General features: G+C 65.1%; 20 protein-coding genes. 8 read left to right on the top strand and 12 right to left on the bottom strand.

What is annotated here, in order from left to right:
• Positions 1–334: 334 nt before the first annotated feature.
• The 7 genes from EB835_RS06680 to sdhC all read right to left on the bottom strand — a co-directional run bounded on the left by EB835_RS06680 (position 335) and on the right by sdhC (position 8,213).
• Complete coding sequence (locus EB835_RS06680) at positions 335–2,446, bottom strand: acyltransferase family protein (RefSeq protein WP_135808699.1); 2,112 nt, start codon at positions 2,444–2,446, stop codon at positions 335–337.
• 202 nt (positions 2,447–2,648) lie between these two features.
• Positions 2,649–2,819, bottom strand: coding sequence for a hypothetical protein (locus tag EB835_RS20260; protein WP_168216650.1), 171 nt, complete (start codon positions 2,817–2,819; stop codon positions 2,649–2,651).
• A 418-nt stretch (positions 2,820–3,237) separates the two neighbouring features.
• Positions 3,238–4,467 carry a D-alanyl-D-alanine carboxypeptidase family protein gene (locus EB835_RS06685; protein WP_135808700.1) on the bottom strand — a complete coding sequence of 410 codons (1,230 nt, stop codon included), beginning with the start codon at positions 4,465–4,467 and terminating at the stop codon, positions 3,238–3,240.
• A gap of 359 nt (positions 4,468–4,826) precedes the next feature.
• Positions 4,827–5,615, bottom strand: coding sequence for a succinate dehydrogenase iron-sulfur subunit (locus EB835_RS06690; RefSeq protein WP_135808701.1), 789 nt, complete (start codon positions 5,613–5,615; stop codon positions 4,827–4,829).
• Positions 5,615–7,375, bottom strand: a complete 1,761-nt coding sequence (sdhA, locus tag EB835_RS06695; protein ID WP_135808702.1) for a succinate dehydrogenase flavoprotein subunit — start codon at positions 7,373–7,375, stop codon at positions 5,615–5,617. Before sdhA ends, EB835_RS06690 begins: the two co-directional genes overlap by 1 nt.
• A 9-nt stretch (positions 7,376–7,384) precedes the next feature.
• Positions 7,385–7,834 carry a succinate dehydrogenase hydrophobic membrane anchor subunit gene (locus EB835_RS06700; RefSeq protein ID WP_135808703.1) on the bottom strand — a complete coding sequence of 150 codons (450 nt, stop codon included), beginning with the start codon at positions 7,832–7,834 and terminating at the stop codon, positions 7,385–7,387.
• Position 7,835: 1 nt separating this feature from the next.
• Positions 7,836–8,213, bottom strand: coding sequence for a succinate dehydrogenase, cytochrome b556 subunit (sdhC, locus tag EB835_RS06705; RefSeq protein ID WP_081770431.1), 378 nt, complete (start codon positions 8,211–8,213; stop codon positions 7,836–7,838).
• Between the two features lie 345 nt (positions 8,214–8,558).
• Here sdhC and EB835_RS06710 point away from each other — a divergent pair, with 345 nt between their 5' ends.
• From EB835_RS06710 to EB835_RS06730, 5 genes are all read left to right on the top strand, one after another.
• Positions 8,559–9,668: a mannose-1-phosphate guanylyltransferase gene (locus EB835_RS06710; RefSeq protein ID WP_135808704.1), complete on the top strand. Its 1,110-nt coding sequence runs from the start codon at positions 8,559–8,561 to the stop codon at positions 9,666–9,668.
• A 221-nt stretch (positions 9,669–9,889) separates the two neighbouring features.
• The gene (locus tag EB835_RS06715) at positions 9,890–11,062 is read left to right on the top strand and encodes an amidohydrolase (protein WP_135808705.1); all 1,173 of its coding nucleotides are present in this window, start codon (positions 9,890–9,892) and stop codon (positions 11,060–11,062) included.
• A 38-nt stretch (positions 11,063–11,100) separates the two neighbouring features.
• Complete coding sequence (locus EB835_RS06720; protein ID WP_135808706.1) at positions 11,101–12,264, top strand: BMP family ABC transporter substrate-binding protein; 1,164 nt, start codon at positions 11,101–11,103, stop codon at positions 12,262–12,264.
• A gap of 35 nt (positions 12,265–12,299) precedes the next feature.
• Positions 12,300–13,403: an adenosine deaminase gene (locus EB835_RS06725; protein ID WP_135808817.1), complete on the top strand. Its 1,104-nt coding sequence runs from the start codon at positions 12,300–12,302 to the stop codon at positions 13,401–13,403.
• Positions 13,400–13,840, top strand: coding sequence for a hypothetical protein (locus tag EB835_RS06730; protein WP_240688594.1), 441 nt, complete (start codon positions 13,400–13,402; stop codon positions 13,838–13,840). Before EB835_RS06725 ends, EB835_RS06730 begins: the two co-directional genes overlap by 4 nt.
• Here the strand turns inward: EB835_RS06730 and EB835_RS06735 are convergent.
• The 4 genes from EB835_RS06735 to EB835_RS06750 all read right to left on the bottom strand — a co-directional run bounded on the left by EB835_RS06735 (position 13,816) and on the right by EB835_RS06750 (position 17,572).
• Positions 13,816–15,183 (bottom strand): FAD-dependent monooxygenase, encoded by a 1,368-nt coding sequence (locus EB835_RS06735; RefSeq protein WP_135808707.1) that lies wholly within the window; start codon positions 15,181–15,183, stop codon positions 13,816–13,818. The genes EB835_RS06730 and EB835_RS06735 overlap by 25 nt on opposite strands.
• Before the next feature lie 202 nt (positions 15,184–15,385).
• Positions 15,386–16,096 carry a hypothetical protein gene (locus EB835_RS06740; RefSeq protein WP_135808708.1) on the bottom strand — a complete coding sequence of 237 codons (711 nt, stop codon included), beginning with the start codon at positions 16,094–16,096 and terminating at the stop codon, positions 15,386–15,388.
• Between the two features lie 185 nt (positions 16,097–16,281).
• On the bottom strand, positions 16,282–16,971 hold the full coding sequence (locus EB835_RS06745) for a GNAT family N-acetyltransferase (protein WP_135808709.1): 690 nt from the start codon (positions 16,969–16,971) through the stop codon (positions 16,282–16,284).
• A 106-nt stretch (positions 16,972–17,077) separates the two neighbouring features.
• Complete coding sequence (locus EB835_RS06750) at positions 17,078–17,572, bottom strand: MarR family winged helix-turn-helix transcriptional regulator (protein ID WP_135808710.1); 495 nt, start codon at positions 17,570–17,572, stop codon at positions 17,078–17,080.
• A 197-nt stretch (positions 17,573–17,769) separates the two neighbouring features.
• On the opposite strand from EB835_RS06750, the gene sucC reads away from it, so the two are divergent.
• The 3 genes from sucC (at position 17,770) to EB835_RS06765 (ending at position 21,182) form a co-directional block, all read left to right on the top strand.
• Complete coding sequence (gene sucC / locus EB835_RS06755; protein WP_135808711.1) at positions 17,770–18,939, top strand: ADP-forming succinate--CoA ligase subunit beta; 1,170 nt, start codon at positions 17,770–17,772, stop codon at positions 18,937–18,939.
• 18 nt (positions 18,940–18,957) lie between these two features.
• A complete protein-coding gene (sucD, locus tag EB835_RS06760) occupies positions 18,958–19,854 on the top strand; it encodes a succinate--CoA ligase subunit alpha (RefSeq protein ID WP_135808712.1) in 897 nt (298 codons plus the stop codon).
• Positions 19,855–20,039: 185 nt separating this feature from the next.
• Positions 20,040–21,182, top strand: coding sequence for a threonine aldolase family protein (locus EB835_RS06765; protein ID WP_240688595.1), 1,143 nt, complete (start codon positions 20,040–20,042; stop codon positions 21,180–21,182).
• A 112-nt stretch (positions 21,183–21,294) separates the two neighbouring features.
• On the opposite strand, the gene EB835_RS06770 is transcribed toward EB835_RS06765, so the two are convergent.
• The gene (locus EB835_RS06770; protein ID WP_135808714.1) at positions 21,295–21,702 is read right to left on the bottom strand and encodes a universal stress protein; all 408 of its coding nucleotides are present in this window, start codon (positions 21,700–21,702) and stop codon (positions 21,295–21,297) included.
• Positions 21,703–21,859 lie beyond the last annotated feature (157 nt).

The raw sequence follows: 21,859 nt of genomic DNA on the forward strand, positions 1-21,859 counted from the left end.
ACACTGCCCTCGGCAGTGACAGAACAGCGGCCGACCCCGGCAGGAATGCTGGGGTCGGCCGCTGTTCTGCTCGTCGGCACACAGCGCGGTCAACAGCGAGAAGCCTCGGAGAGCTCGATGAGACCACTGCCGGTCGACCGGGCACGGATCGAACACCCGGTTCCACTCCTCGGCTCAGGTCGGATCTCACGTCGAACGGTCCTGACCGGAGGTGCGGGGAGCTGTGGGCCCGGAGGGACGGGGTCGAAGCGCAGCCGGCTGCAGAGGGCGATCGATCGGAGACTGCCGCGGCCCGGGAGCTGATGACCGCAGGCACTGCATCCGGTGGGGTCAGCTATGAATCGGCGTCTGGGAACATCTGCCGTTCGACCTCCGTGGCCAGAGTGCGCACATACTGATGAGTCAGATGATTCCAGTCACGGAAGACCAGGACATTGCCGATCACCGGCTGGACCTGATCGTCTTGGATGAGTGATTCGCTCAAGTCGAGATGGATGAAGCTGTCGGTATCGAAGACTTCCTCGGCGGGGTTGGCTTCGGCCAGAACCGACTTCGCGGGGACGGTGCATGAACGTCGGCTCGGGTCCTCGCCGACGCAGACACGCGGGTCGACATGCTCGCCGTCGCGAAGTTGCAGCCACGGATTGTCGCGAACGGCGAAGATCGTGTTCCCCTCTTCGGCCAGACGCTCGAAGACGTCGATGTACTCGTCCGGGACGTAGTCAGGCTCCTCCTCCTGCTCTCCGTTGGGTCTGGTCGAGGACATGAAGATGCCCTCCGACGGCGGATGCATTCTGATGTGTTCTTCGACCTTTCGTGACCACGAGATGCACTTCGGTTCATCTGCGGGACTGTAGTACAGAGGGCAGCCGGCACGGGTGAACGGCACGATCCGGATGCCTCGGCGCTTGCCGATGATGTCGAGGGCTCCGATCCACTGTTCGCTGTGTGACCCGCCGACGACATACAGCGATCGCTCCGAGTCGGTGTCCCCGTACGAGCACGGATCGGCGTCGCCTTTGTCGAAGATGATCGAGTCGTCGCTCTGCGGGGTCGTGCATCGGTCGGCCTCCGTCGGTGGCATCATCGGGTCCCGTGAGGCCAGTCCCGGCATGATCGGCACATCGGTGCGTGGTTCGATTCCGTCGAGGATCTCGCCAGCGCCCGGGTAGGAGTCGGGACGGCCTTCAGCAACGACCGCCTTGATCGTGTGCTCGACATAGATCCTGTTCGCGACCAGGCCAGCAGCCCAGGCCGGGGGAGAGACGAGGAGGAAGACCAGAACCGCCGCCATACCGACCCGCGCCCGGCGGACAGCGAGAGGCAGCGGCCCCGGCCCCGTCCGCTGGCGCAGAGGAGTTTCCAACCACCGATGCGTGAGCTCGGCCAGCAGCAGAGAAGCGAGAATCACCGGGACGCCGACGAGAGGGTTCTTCGCATCGATGCCGGTGACTCTGACGGTGAGGATGAGCAGCGGCCAATGCCACAGGTACAAGGAGTAGGCGATCGTGCCGAGGCGGGTCAGCGGTGCCGACTCCAAAACTCGGATGATGATCGGCGGCTTCCTCTGGCGAACGAGCCCGGCCCCGATGAGAAGCAGAGCACCGAGGAGGGGGACGAGAGTCAGCGGTCCCGGGAACTGCTCGGCACCGTCGAAGAACAGCCCGACGGAGAAGATCATGACCACTCCGACCCATGACAGCACGGCACTGAGCCACCGTGGCCATGATGAGTCCCGGATGCGCTCGGCGTCGAACAGCACCAGGCCGAGGAGCGCACCGGCACCGATCTCCCAGAAGCGCGAGAAGGTCGAGTAGTAGTTCACCCCCTGATCGCCGGCGAGGGTCATCCAGGTCGCACAGAGGAGCGAGAGCATCGACAGCAGGGCGATGATCCACACCAGTGGACGCATCCGCACCCGTGCCGAACGGCCACGTGAGGCGAAGACGAGTGCGATGATCGCAATATAGATTTGGAACTGGACCGACATCGACCACAGGTGCTGCAGGGGACTGCTGTCGATCCCCGCTGCATCGTAATCGGAACCGAGAGAGACGAAACGCCAGTTGATCCAGAAGCTCGCGGCGGCTGAAGCATCCGTCAGCCACTGTCCCCAATCCAAGTGCGGGTAGAAGATGAGGACTCCGCCGACGGTTGCGGCGACGACTGCGAGGAGTGCAGGGAGGAGGCGCAGGAGGACGCGCAGCACCGATTGAGTGAAGGAACGTCCATCGAGGCGATCGGCGTTGCGGATCTGTGAAGACAGGAGGAGTGTGCCGCCGAGGAAGAGGAACACATCCACCCCGGAGGAGACGCGTCCGATGAAGACATGGAAGACGACGACCAAGGCGATGGAGAACCCGCGGATCCCCTCGAGATGCTGAAATCGGGTTGACGTCGCGAGGGGAGCGCTCAGATTCGCGGAATCAGTACGAAGGTCAGACATAGTTGAAGGGGGTCGGGAGGTCTTCGGCACTCACATTATCGGGAATCGATGCGCCGAGCGAATGGGCATGCTTATGGTGATCGTCGGCTGGGGCAGACCTGGCGGCTGAGGACCGAAGTGAATGAGCAGCGCCCACCCGCTGCGTAAAACCCGGCAGCGAGTGGGCGTCTTCTGTGGTTCAAGCGATCAGGAGATCACACGTTCAGGCGGCGGCCATCGGCGTGATCTCACGCAGCGACGTGCCGGTGAACAGCACGAGGCGGCCGGTCGCATCCTCGATCGTGATCTCACCAGGAGTCTGGTGGCTGATCTGGGGATCGATCATTCCTGCGTGGATGAGTCCGCGCTGGACCCACTGTGGGAACTCAGACATGGTTCCCTCCTTTCTTCGGTTGTGAATAGCAGGCAACTACGCACGCTATTCGTCAGGTTCTGAAGTCGGCGACTGGGTGATCGCCAATGGGGATCTGCGTTTCGAAGAGACACGGTGTCCGGAACATTCATCTGCAAAGTCAAACCATGATCGGGGCCTACGACTTCAAAAGCCTGTCGTCAGGAGCAACGCAACGATCGGTTCGATGAATGCGGACAACTTCGAACGCAAAGAAACAGCATATCCTGTTCCTGCAGGTGATGTCCACTCGATGTCACACACAACACATCGCGGGTCAGCGAATACCGTCGGTGGTGTCGGGGACAGCGGTCAGTGAACCACGCCAACGGACGACACCAGTGAATCACGATAACAGACGACGTCAGTCAGCCACGACAACGCACGTGGACGATGGGCGTCAGCGACGTCCTGGTGCGCGATTGCGCAGCCGCGTCCAGAGCACCGCGGTGAGGATCAGCAGGACCACCCCGGCCGCCAGGAGGCCGAGGGCCAAGGGGTTGTCGAGTGCGGCCTGCAGCGAACGCGCACCGAGGTCGGAACTCGCGGAATCGTCCGCCTCTTCGGCTGTCGTCTGTCCGGTCTGGGGCTCGGTGGCACCGCCTGCGTCACTGTCGGTGCCAGGGGGCGTGGGGGCCGCCTCGGCGGTGGCCTGAACTCCTACGGGAACGGACTGCAGAGATTTCGGGTCCTTCTGAGCGAAATCCCATTCGAGGAGGTCCTCGGCGACCTGGCGGGAGTTGTTGTCGATGCCGAGCATCGTCGCAGCCACCCGGTGACCGTCACGTTCGGCCACGGCCACATAGGATCCCTTCGCCGCCCGAGTGAATCCGTTCTTCAGACCCAGCCCGCCGTCGACCTGACCGACGATCTTCGTATGGTTCTGGATCTCGTATCCCTTGAATTTCTCTTTCGTCTGCGGGTTCTTCCCGCCCGGGAACTTATAGGTCTCCGTCCCGATGACCTTCATCAGATAGTCGTTCTCACACACGGCCCACGCGAGCTTCATCAGATCCTCGGCCGTCGTGTACTGGCCCTTGGCGTCGAGGCCCGAGGTGTTCTTCGCCTGTGTGTTCGACAGGCCCAGCTCCGCCGCCTTTTCGTTCATGAGCTTCACGGCCTTGTCCTGCCCGCCGACTGCTCGGCCCAGAGCATTCGCGGCATCATTGGCACTCGACATCAGCATCGCGTGGAAGAGCAGATCGATGGAGTACTTGTTCGTCTGCATGAGACCGACCTTCGTCCCATCGACTTCCATGTCCTCGAACTCGGCGGTCACTTTCTTCTTCTTGTCGTCGAACTCGTCGACGAGTGCCAGAGCCGTGAGCAGTTTGATCGTCGAGGCCGGAGCGTGCCGCTTCTCCACGTTCTTCGCCACATGCAGCTCTCCGGAGTCGAGGTCGCCCACGAGCCAGGAGGTGCCCGTCGGCTTCGGCGGCTTCGCATCATCGCCGAGGTCGTCGGGGCTGACATACGCCGGTGCCGTCGATTCCGCCGGTGAGGGAACCGCCTGCGCAGGTGCGGGGGAGTGGACGAGCTGGGCGGCAAGCACCAGCAGTGCGGCAACGGCGGCGAGGACGCTCAGGACCACGGCACGTGGTGAGGAAGAATTCGGGCGGGTGAAACGCATGCGCACCAGTCTACTTTCGCCTCGGTCCCAACGTCCTCAGGTTTCCCTCACCCACACCGAGGCTGCTCACACGGGACGCCCACCCACACCGAGGCTGCGCGCACGAGAGGCCAGAGTCTGCCGGTAGCCCAGTCTGAGGCGAATAGCCCACGTTCAAATATGGGCTGTTCACCCTAAACTGTGCCGCGGCGAAATGTACGTCGTGGAGGCACCCCCACCGAGGCGCTCACACGGAGCGGGCGGCACCCGAACCGAGGCGCTCACACGGAGGCGCCCGCACTCCACCGAGGCGGGGCAGACGAAAGCGGCCCCGCACCGTGTGGTGCGGGGCCGCTGCGGTCTGACTCAGGCTGACGCGATCAGAACGCGCGCTGCAGGATCGCCTGCTTCACCTCGGCGATGGCCTTGGTGATCTCGATGCCGCGCGGGCAGGCCTCGGTGCAGTTGAAGGTGGTGCGGCAGCGCCACACGCCTTCCTTGTCGTTGAGGACCTCGAGGCGCATGTCTCCGCCTTCGTCACGCGAATCGAAGATGAAACGGTGCGCGTTGACGATCGCGGCCGGACCGAAGTACTGCCCGTCGGTCCAGAACACGGGGCACGACGAGGTGCACGCTGCGCAGAGGATGCACTTCGTGGTGTCGTCGAAGGCGGCGCGCTGTTCGGCCGACTGCAGACGCTCACGCGTGGGCTCGTGTCCCGAGGTGACGAGGAACGGCATGACCTCGCGGTACGACTGGAAGAAGGGCTCCATGTCGACGATCATGTCCTTCTCGAGCGGAAGGCCCTTGATCGCCTCGACGGTGATCGGCTTGGACGTGTCGAGGTCCTTGAGCAGGGTCTTGCAGGCCAGGCGGTTGCGGCCGTTGATGCGCATCGCATCGGAACCGCAGACGCCGTGGGCGCACGACCGGCGGAAGGACAGCGAACCGTCGATTTCCCATTTGATCTTGTGGAGAGCATCGAGGACACGGTCGGTGCCGTACATCGTGATGCTGTATTCCTCCCAGTGCGGCTCGGAATCGACCTCGGGGTCGAAGCGAGCGATCCGGAAGGTGCAGTCGAAGGACGGAATCGAACCGCTGTCGCCTGCCACATGGTCGGGCAGGTCGATCTTCGAGGCTGGCTCTGTGGTGGTATCGGTGCTCATCAGTACTTACGCTCCATCGGCTGGTAACGGGTGACGATGACGGGCTTCGTCTCCAGACGCATGCCCTTGATGCCGTCGGTCTCCGCTTCGGGATCGAGGTAGGTCATCGTGTGGTGCATGAAGTTCTCGTCGTCGCGATCCGGGAAGTCCTCGCGGAAGTGTCCTCCGCGCGATTCCTTGCGGTGGATGGCGGCGACAGAGATGACCTCGGCGAGCTCGAGCAGGAAGCCGAGCTCGACAGCCTCGAGCAGATCGAGGTTGTAGCGCTTGCCGCGGTCCTGGATGCCCACGTTGTTGTAGCGTTCGCGCAGCTTCGCGATCTGGTCGAGGGCTTCCCGGAGAGTCTCGTCGGTGCGGAAAACCTGGACGTTGGCGTCCATGAGGTCCTGCAGGTCCTTGCGGATGGCGGCGATGCGTTCGGTGCCGTCCGAAGTGCGCATCTTCTCGAGCATATCGACGACCTCGGTCTCCGAGTTCTCCGGAAGCTCGACGACCTCCGCGGTCTTCGCGTATTCCGCGGCGGCGATGCCGGCGCGCTTGCCGAAGACGTTGATGTCGAGCAGCGAGTTCGTGCCCAGACGGTTCGAACCGTGCACGGACACGCAGGCGCACTCACCGGCGGCGTAGAGGCCGGGGATGATGTTGTCGTTGTCGCCGAGGACTTCGGCTTCGATGTTCGTCGGGATGCCGCCCATCGCGTAGTGCGCGGTCGGGAAGACCGGCACCGGCTCCGTGTAGGGCTCGACACCGAGGTAGGTGCGAGCGAACTCGGTGATGTCGGGCAGCTTCTCGTCGATGTGCGAAGGCTCGAGGTGGGTGAGGTCGAGCAGGACGTAGTCCTTGTTCGGCCCACAGCCGCGGCCCTCACGGACTTCGTTGGCCATCGAACGGGCCACGATGTCGCGCGGGGCGAGGTCCTTGATCGTGGGGGCGTAGCGCTCCATGAAGCGCTCACCCTCCGAGTTGCGGAGGATTCCGCCCTCGCCGCGGGCCGCCTCGGAGAGCAGGATGCCCAGTCCGGCCAGCCCTGTGGGGTGGAACTGGAAGAACTCCATGTCTTCGAGCGGAATGCCGCGGTTGTAGGTCACGGCCATGCCGTCACCGGTCAGGGTGTGGGCATTCGACGTGGTCTTGAAGACCTTGCCGACGCCGCCGGTGGCGAAGACGACCGACTTGGCCTGGAAGACGTGGATCTCACCGGTGGCCAGTTCGTAGGACACGACACCGGCAGGACGCTTGACCCCGTCGACCTCGGTCATGATGAGGTCGAGGACGTAGAACTCGTTGTAGAATTCCACGCCGTGCTTGACGCACTGTTGGTACAGGGTCTGGAGGATCATATGACCGGTGCGGTCAGCGGCGTAGCAGGAGCGGCGCACGGCGGACTTGCCGTGGTCGCGGGTGTGTCCGCCGAAGCGACGCTGGTCGATCTTGCCCTCGGGGGTGCGGTTGAACGGCAGCCCCATCTTCTCGAGGTCGAGCACTGCGTCGATGGCTTCCTTGGCCATCACCTCGGCGGCGTCCTGGTCGACGAGGTAGTCACCGCCCTTGACGGTGTCGAAGGTGTGCCATTCCCAGTTGTCCTCTTCCACGTTCGCCAGTGCCGCGCACATTCCGCCCTGGGCGGCTCCGGTGTGCGAACGGGTGGGGTAGAGCTTGGTGAGAACGGCGGTGCGGGCACGCTGGCCCGACTCGATCGCCGCACGCATGCCGGCGCCGCCTGCGCCGACGATGACGACGTCGTAATGATGTACCTGCATGTTTCTCCTTTAGGCCTTGCAGAACTCAGCCAGGACCGAGGGGTCCGCTCCGGCCGGGCAGGGATCGAACGTGAAGATGACGAGCGTGCCGAGCACGATGACGATGACCGAGGCGATGTAGAGGATCACCTGCAGGGACATGCGCGTGCCGGGTTTCTCGGAGTAGTCCATGATGATGGTGCGCAGTCCGTTGGTGCCGTGCAGCATTGCCAGCCACAGCATGAGCAGATCCCAGATCTGCCAGAACGGGTTGGCCCACTTGCCCGCGACGAAGCCGAAGTCGATGGCTTGGACGCCGTCGCCGACCCACAGGTTGACGAACAGGTGACCGAAGATGAGGATCACGAGGACGACGCCGGAGATGCGCATGAACAGCCATGCGAACATCTCGAACTTCGAGCGCGTGGACTTGTGCCGGGAGTAGCCGGTCCGCGGGGCCGGAATGGATGTTGTGCTCATGTCAGCCTCCGAAGGTGTGCATCAGCTGGCGGGGGATGAAGGCGATCATGATGATGAGCCACACAACCATGACTCCCCAGAACAGCTTCTTCTGATTTTTCGGGCCACTCTTCGAGAAATCGACGAGAATGACGCGCAGACCGTTGAACGCATGGAATGCGATGGCGGCGACGAGCGCGATCTCACCGAATGCCATGACCGGTGTCTTATAGGTTCCGATCACTGCGTTGTAGGCCTCGGGCGAGACGCGGACGAGTGCAGTATCGAGCACGTGGACCAGAAGGAAGAAGAAGATTCCGACGCCTGTGACGCGATGCGCGACCCAGGACCACATTCCTTCGTTTCCTCGGTACAGAGTGCCCGTAGACGCTTTGGCCACGGAGCATCCTCCATCTTGATTATTCGGGTGTGTACGTCTAGAAACTACGCCGAAGACCGCTTCCGTGCCAGTCGAGACACGGCTGAGCGTCCCGGATCACACCACAACCCTGGCAATTCCCTCAAAAGTGGGATTTGCCGTCTCACGATTTTTCAATTACGGCACAAGCGTGTGCTCTAAATGATTTCGCTCCCGCTCTGACCTGGACGGCCCCGGAACTCAAGCGAACCATCACCGAGGAGGCCCTGAGGTGGGGTTGTCCCCACCGGAGGCATGAGGATCGTCCCGTCCGACACGGCGGGCAACCTCGGGGAACGCATGCCCGAACTCTGAGACACTGAAATCGTGAACACGCACTTCCACGCCATCATCCCCGCAGGCGGATCCGGAACGCGCCTGTGGCCGCTGTCTCGTCGCGCGACGCCGAAGTTCCTCCACGATGTCCTCGGCCTCGGCCGCAGCCTCATCCAGGCCACCTGGGACCGGGTCGCGCCGATCGTCGGCGAGGACAGGGTCTGGGTGGTCACCGGTGAGAGCCACCTCGATCAGGTGGCCGCACAGCTGCCGGACATCGCTCGCTCGCAGATCGTCACCGAACCCTCGCCGAAGGATTCCGCGGCGGCGATCGGACTGGCCGCCATGCTCATCGCCCGCGAGGATCCCGAGGCCATCGTCGGTTCGTTCTCTGCCGATCATTCGATCACCAACGTCGACGAGTTCCGTCTCGTCATCGATCAGGCCGTTGCCGCCGCTGAGACCGGGGACATCGTCACGATCGGCATCATGCCCCGCAATCCCGCAACCGCTTACGGCTATATCGAGACCGGGGACCTGCTCGGACTCGACGGGGCGCCCACGGCCAGGCGGGCACTGGCCTTCGCAGAGAAGCCGGAGGCGAGCACGGCCCGTCAGTATGTGAACTCCGGGCGCTACCGCTGGAACGCCGGCATGTTCATCGCCAAGGCGTCCTCCCTGCTCGACATCCTCGCCGAGGAGGACCCCGCCCTCTACTCCGGACTCGCCCGGATCGCCGAGGCGTGGGACACCCCCGACCATGACGAGGTCCTTCGCACCGTGTGGCCCGGTCTGGAGAAGCGAGCCATCGACTATGTGGTGGCCGAACCCGCGGCCGCGGCCGGCCGTGTCATCGTCATCCCCGGTGACTTCGGCTGGGACGACGTCGGCGACTTCGATTCGGTGGCCCGACTGCGCCAGCCGGTGCCCGGTGAGCCGCGCGGAGTGATCTCGATCGGCGGAAACACCGACCTGCTCGAAGTCGATGCCTCGGGAGTCGTGTTCTCCGAAGGGCCGCGGACCGTAGCGATCGTCGGGCTCGAAGACCTCGTCGTCGTCGACACCGACGACGTCCTGCTCATCACCTCCCGCTCGCACGCCCAAGACGTGAAGAAGGCCGTGTCCGTCGCCGGTGAGCGCGGACTCGACGAACTGCTCTGAGCCGACGAGCCGCCTCGGGGCGCGAGGATTCTGAGCGGACCGACCTCCTCGGGCAGGGCTGATCGGCTACCTCGGGGCTGGTCGATCGGCTGCCTCGGGACCGAAGCGGGAAGTATGTCGAAATTGGTCGCACTGCGCACATCTATGACATCGAGTCCCTAATATTGCTCTCAATGTTCGACATCGCCCATCCCCGACCTCCCCGCACTGAAGGACACGACGTGATCAGCTCGACAATCGCTGAGATCGGTGCAGAACTCATCGATTTCCGCCGCGATATCCATGCCCATCCGGAACTGTCCTTCCAGGAGTTCGAAACCACCGACAAGATCGTCGCCCGCCTCGAAGCCGCCGGTCTCACGCCTCGGCGCCTCGAAGGCACCGGAGTCGTCTGCGAAGTCGGCGAAGGACCGGTGGCCGTGGGACTGCGGGCCGATATCGACGCACTGCCCGTCGACGACCTCATCGATGAGGAGTTCCGCTCCACGGTGCCGGGCGTCGCTCACGCCTGCGGCCACGATGTCCACCTGACCTCTCTCATCGGGGCGGGAATCGCCCTGCAGAAGATCCACGACTCACGGCCCGGCGGACTCGGCGGACGGGTGCGCCTGATCTTCCAGCCCGGTGAGGAGGTCACCCCCGGTGGGGCACTGCGCGTGATCTCCCAAGGCGTCCTCGACGACGTGCCCGAGGTCTACGCCGTCCACTGCGACCCGAACGTCGACATCGGCAAGGTCGGCTCACGCATCGGCGCCATCACCGCCGCCGGTGACACCGTCATCATCCGCCTGTCCGGCCACGGCGGGCACACCTCGCGTCCGCACCTGACCGAGGACCTCGTCTACGCGCTGGGCAAACTCGCCACCGACCTGCCCTCGACGCTGGGCCGCCTCATCGATCCCAGGCACGCGATCTCTCTGGTGTGGGGCGAGATCAGCGCCGGCCATGCCGCGAACGTCGTCCCCAGCGAGGGGATCCTGCGCGGAACCCTGCGCTGCCTCGACGTCGACGGCTGGAACCAGGTCGCCGAGGTGCTGCCTGAGCTCGTCGATCGCATCGCCGGTCCCTACGGAGTCGAGGTCGACCTCGAACATCGCCGAGGCGTCCCACCGGTGGTCAACACCGAAGACCAGGTCACCCTCATCGAATCCGCGGTCCGCGGCGAGCTCGGAGAGAACTCGGTCCAGCTGACCCCGCAGTCGATGGGCGGTGAGGATTTCGCCTGGTACCTCACCCACTGTCCGGGTGCGCTCATCCGGCTGGGCACCCGCACACCCGGCGGCATCACCTATGACATCCACCAGGGCGATCTGCTCATCGACGAACGCGCCGTGGAGATCGCCGCACGCGTGTTCACAGCCACCGCGCTCAAGGTCCTCGACCGCGAACGCTGATTACCCGACCGAGGTGCCGGGCCGATAATCTGGATGCCATGAGTCCCAGAGCCCGCAGCACCTCCGTCGCCGCCTTCGCCGCGGCAGGCGCACTGGTGCTGACCGGCTGCTCGGTCGCCGCCCCCGAAGCCTTCGAGGAGGAGCGACTGGGCTGCCTCGTCTCAGCTCCGGCCGGATTCGACGATCACTCCGCCGGTGCGCTGACTCTGGAGGAGGCGGAACTGGCCCGCGGAGCAGGGGTCTTCTCCGGCACCTCGAGTCAGCGCGTCTCGAGCGGGTCGGCCACCTCGGCGGCATTGGAACGGATGCACAGACACGACTGCGCACTGACCACGGTCATCGGACCCGGCGGAGCCGACGAACTCGCCGACTTCGCCGCAGCTCACCCCGACGATCTGTTCCTCGGGGTCTCCAGCGGCACCGATGAGCTGCCGAAGAACGTGCTGAGCATGAATTTCGACCTCGTGCCGCCGGCGTTCATCGCCGGCTACACCGCGGCCACCGCCTCGGAGACGGGGAAGGTCGGGGTCGTCGTCTCGCACGGATTCCCGCAGTCCTCAGGTGTCCTGAGCGCCTTCGACGCCGGCGTCGATCTGTACAACAAGGAGAAGGACGAGGACCAGCCGGAGGCGGAGTCCTACCGTCCCTCGGAGGGGGCCGCCTCAGCGGTGGGGTCGCCCCGGGCGATCGCCGATACCCGGGAGGCGGGGCAGGAGTACTTCGAGGGGTCCTTCGACGACGACGTCGACGTTCTCGTCCCGTTCGGTTCGGCCGCCGCAATGGGAGTGGTCACCTCGGCGGATGAGAAGCGGACGGATCTGACCACGGCCACGGAGGATCCGGAGGGCGACGAGGAGGGGCCGAGCCTGCCGAAGATCGTCTGGTACGGCACCGCGGGCGGATTCTCCAAGGCGATCGTGGCCACCGTGGAGCCGAACGTGCGCCGTGGACTGCGCACGATGTTCCCGGATTGGCCGCAGAGCAAGAACCCCGACGAGGTGGCCCCCGCGCCGCAGAGCGGGCCCGAGGAGATCGGCGACTTCCGCGTCGCCGATCGCCACTACCGGGGCACCCTCGACAACGGCGGGGTGCGCATCGTCGCCGAGGACGGATTCCTCTCCCGCGTCTCCGACGCCGGGCGCGGAATCACGGACCTGCGGGAGCGGATCAAGAGCGGGGAGATCGACCCGGAGAAAGGATGAGGGGCTCACGCGTCATCGGATAAGCTGAGACGGTGATGAATGTACCCGCCGGCGTCGCATCGGACGACCCCATCCTGCAGCTGCCCAAAGTCTCCCTCCACGATCACCTCGACGGCGGTCTGCGCCCGTCGACGATGATCGAACTGGCCGACTCGATCGGCCACACCCTGCCCGCCAGCGATGCCGAATCGCTGCGGCGGTGGTTATCGGAGTCCGCGAACTCCGGTGACCTCGTCCGCTACCTCGAGACGTTCTCGCACACAGTCGCGGTCATGCAGAGCGCGGACAACCTGCGTCGTGTCGCCAAGGAATGGGTCCTCGACCAGGTGGCCGACGGAGTGTTCTACGCCGAAGCTCGGTGGGCACCCGAACAGCACCTCGAAGGCGGACTCGAACTCGACGCCGTCGTCGAAGCCGTCCAGGACGGTCTGGAGGCCGGTGTCTCCGAAGCCGCATCCGATGGCAAGTACATCCGCGTCGGACAGCTCATCACGGCCATGCGTCAGGCCGACAACTCGCTGGCGATCGCCGAACTGGCCATCCGCCACCGTGAGAAGGGCGCGGACTCCGGCGTCGTCGGCTTCGACATCGCCGGGCCCGAGAACGGCTTCCCGCCGTCGTCCCACCTCTCCGCCTTCAATGCCCTGCACCAGGCGTATGTGCCGGTGACGATCCACGCCGGCGAGGCTGCCGGCAAGGAATCCATCCACGAGGCGGTCACCATCTGCCACGCCCAGCGTCTGGGCCATGGTGCTCGCATCGTCGAGGACATGGACATCGTCGACGGTCAGGGTCAGCTCGGCAGCCTCGCCGCCTGGGTCCTGGATCAGCAGATCCCGCTCGAGCTGTGCCCGAGCTCCAACCTGCAGACCGACATCGGCGGCACCATCGCCGGCCACCCGATCACCGGCCTGAAGGACCTCGGCTTCGCGGTCACCATCAACCCGGACAACCGGCTCATGTCAGGCACTTCGGTCTCACGTGAGATGCGTCTGCTCGTCGACGAGGCCGGCTGGAACCAGACCGACCTCGAATGGGCGACGGTCAATGCTGTGACCGCCGCCTTCCTGCCGCTGGATGTGCGTGAGCGCATGCTCGATGAGATCCTCATCCCCGGATTCGCCCGGGTGAACATTTGAGTTCACGCAATGGCCGGGCCGCCGCACCCGGTGCTTCACCGGATCCTGAGGGGCACGGCGTTCCGACCCCGCGGGTGATGCTGGTGCCCGTGACCGTCCTCGGCATGCAGGCGCTGGCCTTGGTCGGGGCGGCGGTGTCGTTCGTCATCACGGCGATCAGTGCAGGTCCGCTGGCGACCTCGCTGATCGGTCTGGCCGTCATGTTCCTCATCTTCGCGGCTGGTGTCGGTGCCGCGGCCAGAGGCGCCTGGCGTCTGCACCGGTGGGCGCGACCGGCGTCGATCGCCTTCGAGCTGCTCGTCATCGTCTTCGCCTTCAGCGTCATCGGCGGCTCCCTGTTGCTGGGGCTGGCCTGCCTGGTCACTGCCATCGCCGTGATCATGGGGTTCTTCCTGCCCGCTGTCGTCGACGCCTACAACCGCGCCCTGACCGACTGAGGCGCCGGAGGCGACCACTTCTGCACGCTCGCGGCCTGAGCCGCAATGATTCTCGACGGAACCGCTGAGAAGACAGCATTGCGCAGACGCGCCAGCAGCGGCGACTCGAGTTGGAACAGCTGCCCCATGAGGCGGGACTTCTGTGCGATCGACTGCGTCCGCGGCCGGCGCAGCGAGTCATAGCGGCCCAATGCCGCAGCGAGGTTTGGCGGTGCTGAGGCGCTTTTGCCCGGGTCCTGGTCCGGGGTCACACCGGCGCGTGGGCCCGCACCTGTGGCGGAGTCTTGCTCCACCGTTCGTCCGGGCCGACTCGTCCCAGATCCCGGAGACTTCCCAATCAGCGGGGTCAGCAGAACAGTGAGCGTGGCAGCGTCCTCGAGTGCCTGCCCGCCACCTTGGCCGAGGTTCGGCGTCATCGAATGTGCGGCATCGCCGAGGAGCACGACACGCCCACGATGGAATCGGGCCAACCGACGGGAGAGGTCGGAGATCGGAGTGCGGCGGACCTCCTCGGCGGGGGTGGCGGCGATGAGGTCGGCGATGGGGGAGTGCCAACCGGTGAACATCTGCTCGACGGTGGCCTTCTCATCGGCGAAGACAGCGTTCTGCGGCATGTTGGCCACCCCGAACCAGTAGACGCGGCCATCGGCGAGTGGGGCGATGCCGAAGCGGCGTCCGTGCCCGACCGATTCCCCGGCCTCACCGGCGAGATCCACCGGCACCGAGGTGATGCCCCGCCACGCGGAATACCCGGAGTACTGCGGTGCCGCCGGCTCACCGTCGACGACGGTGCGGACCCGACTGTGCAGGCCGTCAGCACCGATGACAAGGTCGAAATTCTCCTCGGTGGACGGGGGCGCGCCGGAGTTCTTGGAGCCGGATGCGGAACCGGGCACCGGCGTCGAGGTGGTGCCGGTCGTGTCGACGGATTCGGAACCTGCGGTGATCGACAGTGTTCCGTCGGTGCCGGTCACTGTCACCGCGGAGCCGGTGCGCACCGTCTCCGGTGCGAGAGCGTCGAGGAGGATGCGGTGGAGATCGGCACGGTCGACGATGCGCAGCGCACCGACCGAATCGTTGGGCACCTGGGCGATCCAGCGTCCGTCGGCGCGCCGCTGACCTGCGGCGAAACCTTCGACACTGGGGTCGGTCACGGCATCGAACGCTTCGCGCAATCCCAGCGTCTCCAGAGCGGACAGACCATTGGCGAAGATCGACAGCCCCGAACCTCCCGCCCGCAGCGTGCGGGCACGCTCGAACACAGTCACGTCGGCACCGGCTCTCTGCAGGCCCACGGCCGTTGAGAGTCCGCCGATTCCAGCTCCGACTATCGCGATCTTCACGATGCCATCGTCGCATGCAGGACGCCGGCGGGCGAGGGGGCTCGGAATCGCAGCTGAGCGGCACCTTGCACACGGGACCTGTCACAGGACGCTCAGGTGGTCAGAACGCTCACACTGGGTGGTCGAAATAGTCACGTCCGCCACAGTTTTCTGTGACCATTTCGACCACCGAGGCAACGGCAATCGGCAGTGCCGTGGTGAGCTACTGGAGGAACTCTCCGCAGGCTTCGGTGAGGAAGTCGCCGGCGACTCCGCCCTCTTCGCCGAGGCTGACGGCGGTCTTCTGGATGCCCCACCACACGCGCGGCGAGCCGCCCCACTGCTGGCGGAACTCCTCGCGACGGCCGGGATCCTCGGCGAGGTCGTCGGCGGCCAGACCGATGCGGTCCTGAGCGTCATCGGCGGTGCAGCGCTTCTCGTCGTCCGGACCCTTCGGATCGAGCTCGGGGATGTCTTTGTCATCGACGGTCTTGAGCGTGTAGGCGGAGTTGCCGATCTCCTCGACGTCGAAGGTGCCGTGGATGAGCAGGAATGGGGAGGCGCCGTCGTCGACGTTCTCAGAATCGACGGTGACGCTGACGCTGTCGGGGCTGTCGGCGGTCACGGTCATCTCGCCGGAATCGGGGACCTCTGGGTTGCCGGTGTGCACATAGACCTTGAGGTAGGCCTCGGTCTTCTTCTCGGCCGCCTCGGCGAGGCCCTGCCACAGCGGATCGGTGTCCTTCTCTCCGCCGGGGGAGGAGTCGACGATGGTGACATCGGGTGCGTCCTTCGGCGTCTCGATCGGAGTGACCTCCTCCTTGCTCACCGAAGGACGGGGCTGCGGGCGGGTCTCCTCGGGCGTCGACACGCACGCCGATGTCGTGGCCAGCAGAGCGGCGGCGGACAGCAGGGCAAGGGGACGAAGTCGCATGGTTCCTCGAGATGTCGTCAGGGTCCGAGTGATATCGCTCCCAGCCTAATGCGCGGGACCGCTCTCACTCCGGCGGACGCGCGGTGGAGGGTCGGAAAGCGACGGGAAGCGCGGTGCTGCGCCTCAGCTGCAGTCTGCCGGGAGCGATGGCTGCCTGCGCCTCAGCTGGGATGACCGTCGAAGCTTCAGCCGCGGCGGGCTGCGGAGATGAGGTCGCGCAGGCTCCGGCGCTGGGCACCTGAAGCATCGAAATTCGCTTCGTCGAGCCACGTTTCGTAGGCCGACCGCAGCACGGGCCACTCGGTGTCGATGATCGAGAACCACGCGGTGTCGCGGTTGCGGCGCTTGTACACGAGGTGCTGGCGAAACACTCCTTCGAAGGTGAACCCGAAGCGTTCAGCTGCCCGCTTCGACGGCGCATTCGCGTCATCGCACTTCCACTCGAAGCGGCGGTAGCCGTGGGTGAACGCGAATTCGGCGCAGAGGAAGAGCGCCTCGGTGGCCGCCCGGGTCCGCGACAGGGCAGGGCCCCACAGGACGTGTCCGATCTCGATGACGCCGTTGTCCGTGTCGATGCGCATGAGCGCCTGCCGGCCCACAGCGTCACCGGTGGACCGGTCGACGACGGCGAAGAAGAGGGGATCGGGACTGGCGGTCGCCTCGGCGATCCAGGAATCGAAGTCCGCACGACCGGTCTGCGGGGCCTGCGGCAGGTAGCGGAACCGCTCCTCGATCCCCTCGGGCGCGGAGACCGCGGCGAAGAGCGCATCACCGTGCGCGGCGGGGTCGAGCGGTTCCAGGTCGACGGAGCGACCATGGATCGTCTCGCGCCGAGGCGGCTGTGCGCCCGCGTAGTCCGTGAGCTCATCGGTCATGGTCGGCTCCTCGTCGTCGGGGTCGGCGGTGTGGGCATGTCGTCGGGGTTCGCCCGGTCGCGGGCGGTTTGAGGCCGGGGCGGTCGGGGCCGGGGGATCGGCGGGTTCACTCTTCGTCGCTGTCGAACCCGGTGGACAGTTCTCGCAGGAGTATGGCGAGCTTGCGGCTTCCGGCGGGGGTGAGGCCGCTGAGGATCTCGCGTTCCTTGACCAGCAGATCCGCCAGAGCGGAGTCGACGGTGGCACGGCCGCTTTCGGTCAGCTGGACGAGGACCCCGCGTCGATCTCCGGGGTCGGGGCTGCGTTCGACCCAGCCGCGGGCGACGAGCCGGTCGATGCGATTGGTCATCGTGCCGCTGGTGACCAGCGTCTCCTGAAGGAGCGTCGACGGTGAGAGCTGATAGGGCTCACCGGCTCGGCGGAGGGCGGAGAGCACGTCGAAGGCCCACCCCTCGATGCCGTAGTCGGAGAAGCTCGACTTCCGTGCCAGGTCCAACTGTCTGGCCAGACGCGAGACGCGGGAGAGGATCTCCATCGGGGAGACGTCGAGATCCGGGCGTTCACGTCGCCAGGCTGCGACTATTCGATCCACTTCGTCCATGAATCGATTTTACGTCCATATCAAGAATCTTGACCACAAAGATACTTTTTAACGAGAGATTCCTTACGCTCAGGGTCCATTTAACCTGCAGGTTTGGATGGACGGGTGCGTTTGGGAATATGGTTGTCCTTGGTTGTTGCATCCGTCAACGAACCTGCAGGGGCCAACCACCCGGCAGCAGAAACGAAGGAAAACACGTGGATCTTTTCGAGTATCAAGCACGTGACCTGTTCGAGAAGCACGGAGTGCCCGTGCTCAAGGCCCAGGTCGCGACGACGCCAGAAGCAGCGAAGAAGGCAGCCGAAGATCTTGGCGGCGGAGTCGTCGTCGTCAAATCTCAGGTCAAGATCGGTGGCCGTGGAAAGGCCGGCGGCGTCAAGGTCGCCAAGAACCCCGACGAGGCCGAAGCGCGCGCTGAGGAAATCCTGGGACTCGACATCAAGGGCCACATCACCGAAAAGGTGATGATCGCCGAAGGTGCCGACATTGCTGAGGAGTACTACTTCTCCGTCCTCCTCGACCGGTCCAACCGCACCTATCTGGCCATGTGCTCGAAGGAAGGCGGCATGGAGATCGAGCAGCTGGCCGTCGAACGTCCGGAAGCGCTCGCTAGGATCCCCGTCTCCGCCATCGACGGAATCAACGATGCCAAGGCAGCAGAAATCGCCGAGGCGGCCGGCTTCGACGCCGACACCGCAGCGAAGGTCGCCCCCGTTCTGACCAGCCTGTGGACCGTCTTCGAAAACGAAGACGCCACCCTCGTCGAGGTCAACCCGCTGGTCAAGACCGGAGCCGGCGACATCATTGCGCTGGACGGCAAGGTCTCCCTGGATGACAACGCCGACTTCCGTCACAAGGAGCACGAGGAGCTGCGCGACATCAGCGCGGAGAACCCGCTCGAGCTCAAGGCCAAGAAGCTCGACCTCAACTACGTCAAGCTCGACGGTGAGGTCGGAATCATCGGCAACGGTGCAGGACTGGTCATGTCGACCCTCGACGTCGTCGCCTACGCCGGTGAGAACCACGACGGGGTCAAGCCCGCGAACTTCCTCGACATCGGAGGCGGCGCCTCGGCCGAGGTCATGGCCAACGGACTCGACGTCATCCTCGGCGATGACCAGGTGAAGTCCGTGTTCGTCAACGTCTTCGGCGGAATCACCGCGTGTGACGCTGTGGCCGACGGCATCGTCAAGGCCCTCGAGATCCTTGGTGACCAGGCCACGAAGCCGCTGGTCGTCCGCCTCGACGGCAACAACGTGGAAGAGGGACGCGCGATCCTCGAGAAGGCCGCGCACCCGCTCGTCACGCTCACTGACACGATGGACGGTGGAGCCGACAAGGCCGCCGAACTGGCTGCTGCCAAGTAAGGAAAGGTCTTTACAACAATGTCTATCTTCCTGAATTCCGATTCGAAGATCATCGTCCAGGGCATCACCGGCGGAGAGGGCTCGAAGCACACCGCCCGCATGCTCGCCGCCGGATCGAACGTCGTCGGCGGTGTCAACGCCCGCAAGGCCGGCACCACCGTGACGCACAACGATAAGGACGCCAACGAGGTCGAGCTGCCCGTCTTCGCCTCCGTGGGCGAAGCCATGGAAGCCACCGGTGCCGACGTGTCAGTGGCCTTCGTGCCGCCGGCCTTCTCCAAGGACGCCGCGATCGAGGCCATCGACGCCAAGATCGGTCTGCTCGTCATCATCACCGAGGGCATCCCGGTCCAGGATGCCGCCGAGGTCTGGGCCCGTGCGCAGGCCGCCGACAATGCGACCCGCATCATCGGACCCAACTGCCCCGGCATCATCTCGCCCGACGCATCGCTGGCCGGCATCATCCCGGCCAACATCACGAAGAAGGGCAAGCTTGGCCTCGTCTCGAAGTCCGGCACCCTGACCTACCAGATGATGTACGAGCTGCGTGACCTCGGCTTCTCCACTGCCATCGGCATCGGCGGAGACCCGGTCATCGGCACCACGCACATCGATGCGCTCGAGGCGTTCGAGAACGATCCCGAGACCGAAGCCATCGTCATGATCGGCGAGATCGGCGGCGACGCCGAAGAGCGTGCCGCTGCCTACATCAAGGACAATGTGTCGAAGCCGGTCGTCGGCTACGTCGCAGGCTTCACCGCTCCCGAGGGCAAGACCATGGGCCACGCCGGCGCCATCGTCTCCGGTTCCTCGGGAACCGCGGCCGCCAAGAAGGAAGCCCTCGAAGCTGCAGGCGTCAAGGTCGGCAAGACCCCGACCGAGACCGCCGAGCTCATGCGCGGACTCCTCGCCTGAGTCGAGCACTCCCGCAGGCAGCCTGTCTGCACGTCACTGTCCCCTTGAAGTGCACACGTAGTGAATCTATGCACTGCGTATGCACTTCAAGGGGACAGTTGTCGTTTGGAAGCCCTGCAGGCAGGCATCGGAAGCGACGACTGACGGTGCTGTGTGCCGCTGTGGGGAGGGGATAGTCTATGGATGTGAACTCCCAGACATCTGACCAGACACCGCAGTCCCAGAATCCCACGGAAACTCTCACCAACACCGGCACCGCGGCCCCACCTGTCGACACCAACCCCGAGGCGCATCCGCGCAACTTCGGCTCCGACAACTGGGCAGGTGTCCACCCCGAGGTGCTCGCCGCCGTCGCCGAGGCCAATATCGGTCACGCTCCCGGTTACGGCGGAGACCCCTGGACCGCCCGCTTCCACGAGGTGATGAAGGCCCACTTCGGCCCCGATGCCAACGCGTTCCCGGTCTTCAACGGCACCGGTGCCAATGTTTTGGCCCTGCAGTCGGCGCTGCCGCGCTGGGCCGCGGTGATCACGACCGCCTCGGCGCATATCAACTACGACGAGACCGGCGCTCCGGAGAAGGTCGGCGGACTGAAGATCGTCGGTGCCTCCACCGAGAACGGCAAGCTCACTCCCGAAACCATCAAGGGCGCGATCATCGGCCGCGGCCACGAACACAATGCGCAGCCGCTGGCCGTGAGCATCTCCGAGTCCACCGAATGGGGCACCACCTACACCCCTGACGAGATCGCGGCGATCACCTCGACCGCCCACGACCTCGACATGATCGTCCACGTCGACGGGTCCCGACTCGGCAATGCCGCCGCCCACCTCGGCGTCGGCCTCGGCGACATCACCACCGCGGTCGGTGTCGACATCGTCAGCCTCGGCGGGACGAAGAACGGACTGCTCGGCGCCGAGGCGGTCGTCGTCCTGAACCCCGATGTCGGCCACGGCATGCGGTTCCTGCGCAAGATGAACCTGCAGCTGGCCTCGAAGATGCGGTTCCTCTCCGCGCAGCTGAACGCCCTGTACGAGGATGATCTGTGGCGGAACTCCGCCACCCGGTCGAACGCGATGGCACAGTATCTCGCCGACAGCCTCGCCGAGGCGGTCGCTCAGGGCCGTGTGCACGGCGTCGAGATCGTGCAGAAGGTCGAGTCGAACGTCGTGTTCGTCCGCATGCCGGCCGAGGTGGCCACTCGCGCCAGGCAGAAGTTCGCCTTCGCGGACTGGCCCTTGGAAGAGGGCATCGTCCGCCTCATGTGTGCCTTCGACACGACCGAGGACGACGTCGACGCCCTCATCGCCGTGATCGCGGGAGACTGACCTAGAACACAGCCGCCAGCCGCGGGAATCGTCGAGACAACGGCGGAGCGCCGAGACCACTGTGCCCACAGCGTGGTCTCGGCGCTCCGCCGTTGTCTCGAGGAGGTGCCGGCTACTTCTTCCGGCGGTCGACCTTCACAGAGACGACGGGGACCTCGGAATCGAGGATGATGCGCTGAGCGGTCGAACCCATGATGAGCTTGCCGACAGGGGAGCGGCGACGCGAACCGATGACGATCATGCGGGTGTCGGCGGTCGCCTCGGCGAGAGCCAGGAGCTCTTCGACGGGATCATTGCCGCGGAGGAACTGGAGGATCTCGTGGGAGACCTCGGATGCCTGCAGGGTCTCCTTGAGCTCGTCGATGTCCTTGCTCGTGGCCACGCCGCGTTCGTCGGGGGTCTCACCGATTCCGGCATTGAGCACGACGAGGACGTCGTCGAATGCGCGGGCCTGCTTGATGCCGAATTCGACAGCGGCCTTGCCTTCGGGCGAGGGGGAATAACCGACGAGAATTGTCATGATCTCTCCTGGTGCGACATTGGACGAAGCTCCCTCAATTTGTAGCACATCCGGCCTGGTCGCTCGGGTGGCGGTTCACTCTGCGGGGAGGGAATCGGACTGGTTCGTCTGAGATCTTCCTCACCCCAAACGATGAGAAGTCGGTCACCATCGGGCG

This window comes from Brevibacterium sp. S22 (assembly GCF_004745485.1).
In the GTDB taxonomy this organism is placed as follows: Bacteria; Actinomycetota; Actinomycetes; order Actinomycetales; family Brevibacteriaceae; genus Brevibacterium.

Excerpts from the sequence above, each read along its gene's own strand:
- EB835_RS06680 (WP_135808699.1), bottom strand. The coding sequence starts at position 2,446 with ATGTCTGACCTTCGTACTGATTCCGCGAATCTGAGCGCTCCCCTCGCG.
- EB835_RS20260 (WP_168216650.1), bottom strand. The coding sequence starts at position 2,819 with ATGTCTGAGTTCCCACAGTGGGTCCAGCGCGGACTCATCCACGCAGGA.
- EB835_RS06685 (WP_135808700.1), bottom strand. The coding sequence starts at position 4,467 with ATGCGTTTCACCCGCCCGAATTCTTCCTCACCACGTGCCGTGGTCCTG.
- EB835_RS06690 (WP_135808701.1), bottom strand. The coding sequence starts at position 5,615 with ATGAGCACCGATACCACCACAGAGCCAGCCTCGAAGATCGACCTGCCC.
- sdhA (WP_135808702.1), bottom strand. The coding sequence starts at position 7,375 with ATGCAGGTACATCATTACGACGTCGTCATCGTCGGCGCAGGCGGCGCC.
- EB835_RS06700 (WP_135808703.1), bottom strand. The coding sequence starts at position 7,834 with ATGAGCACAACATCCATTCCGGCCCCGCGGACCGGCTACTCCCGGCAC.
- EB835_RS06720 (WP_135808706.1), top strand. The coding sequence starts at position 11,101 with ATGAGTCCCAGAGCCCGCAGCACCTCCGTCGCCGCCTTCGCCGCGGCA.
- EB835_RS06725 (WP_135808817.1), top strand. The coding sequence starts at position 12,300 with ATGAATGTACCCGCCGGCGTCGCATCGGACGACCCCATCCTGCAGCTG.
- EB835_RS06740 (WP_135808708.1), bottom strand. The coding sequence starts at position 16,096 with ATGCGACTTCGTCCCCTTGCCCTGCTGTCCGCCGCCGCTCTGCTGGCC.
- EB835_RS06745 (WP_135808709.1), bottom strand. The coding sequence starts at position 16,971 with ATGACCGATGAGCTCACGGACTACGCGGGCGCACAGCCGCCTCGGCGC.
- EB835_RS06750 (WP_135808710.1), bottom strand. The coding sequence starts at position 17,572 with ATGGACGAAGTGGATCGAATAGTCGCAGCCTGGCGACGTGAACGCCCG.
- sucD (WP_135808712.1), top strand. The coding sequence starts at position 18,958 with ATGTCTATCTTCCTGAATTCCGATTCGAAGATCATCGTCCAGGGCATC.
- EB835_RS06770 (WP_135808714.1), bottom strand. The coding sequence starts at position 21,702 with ATGACAATTCTCGTCGGTTATTCCCCCTCGCCCGAAGGCAAGGCCGCT.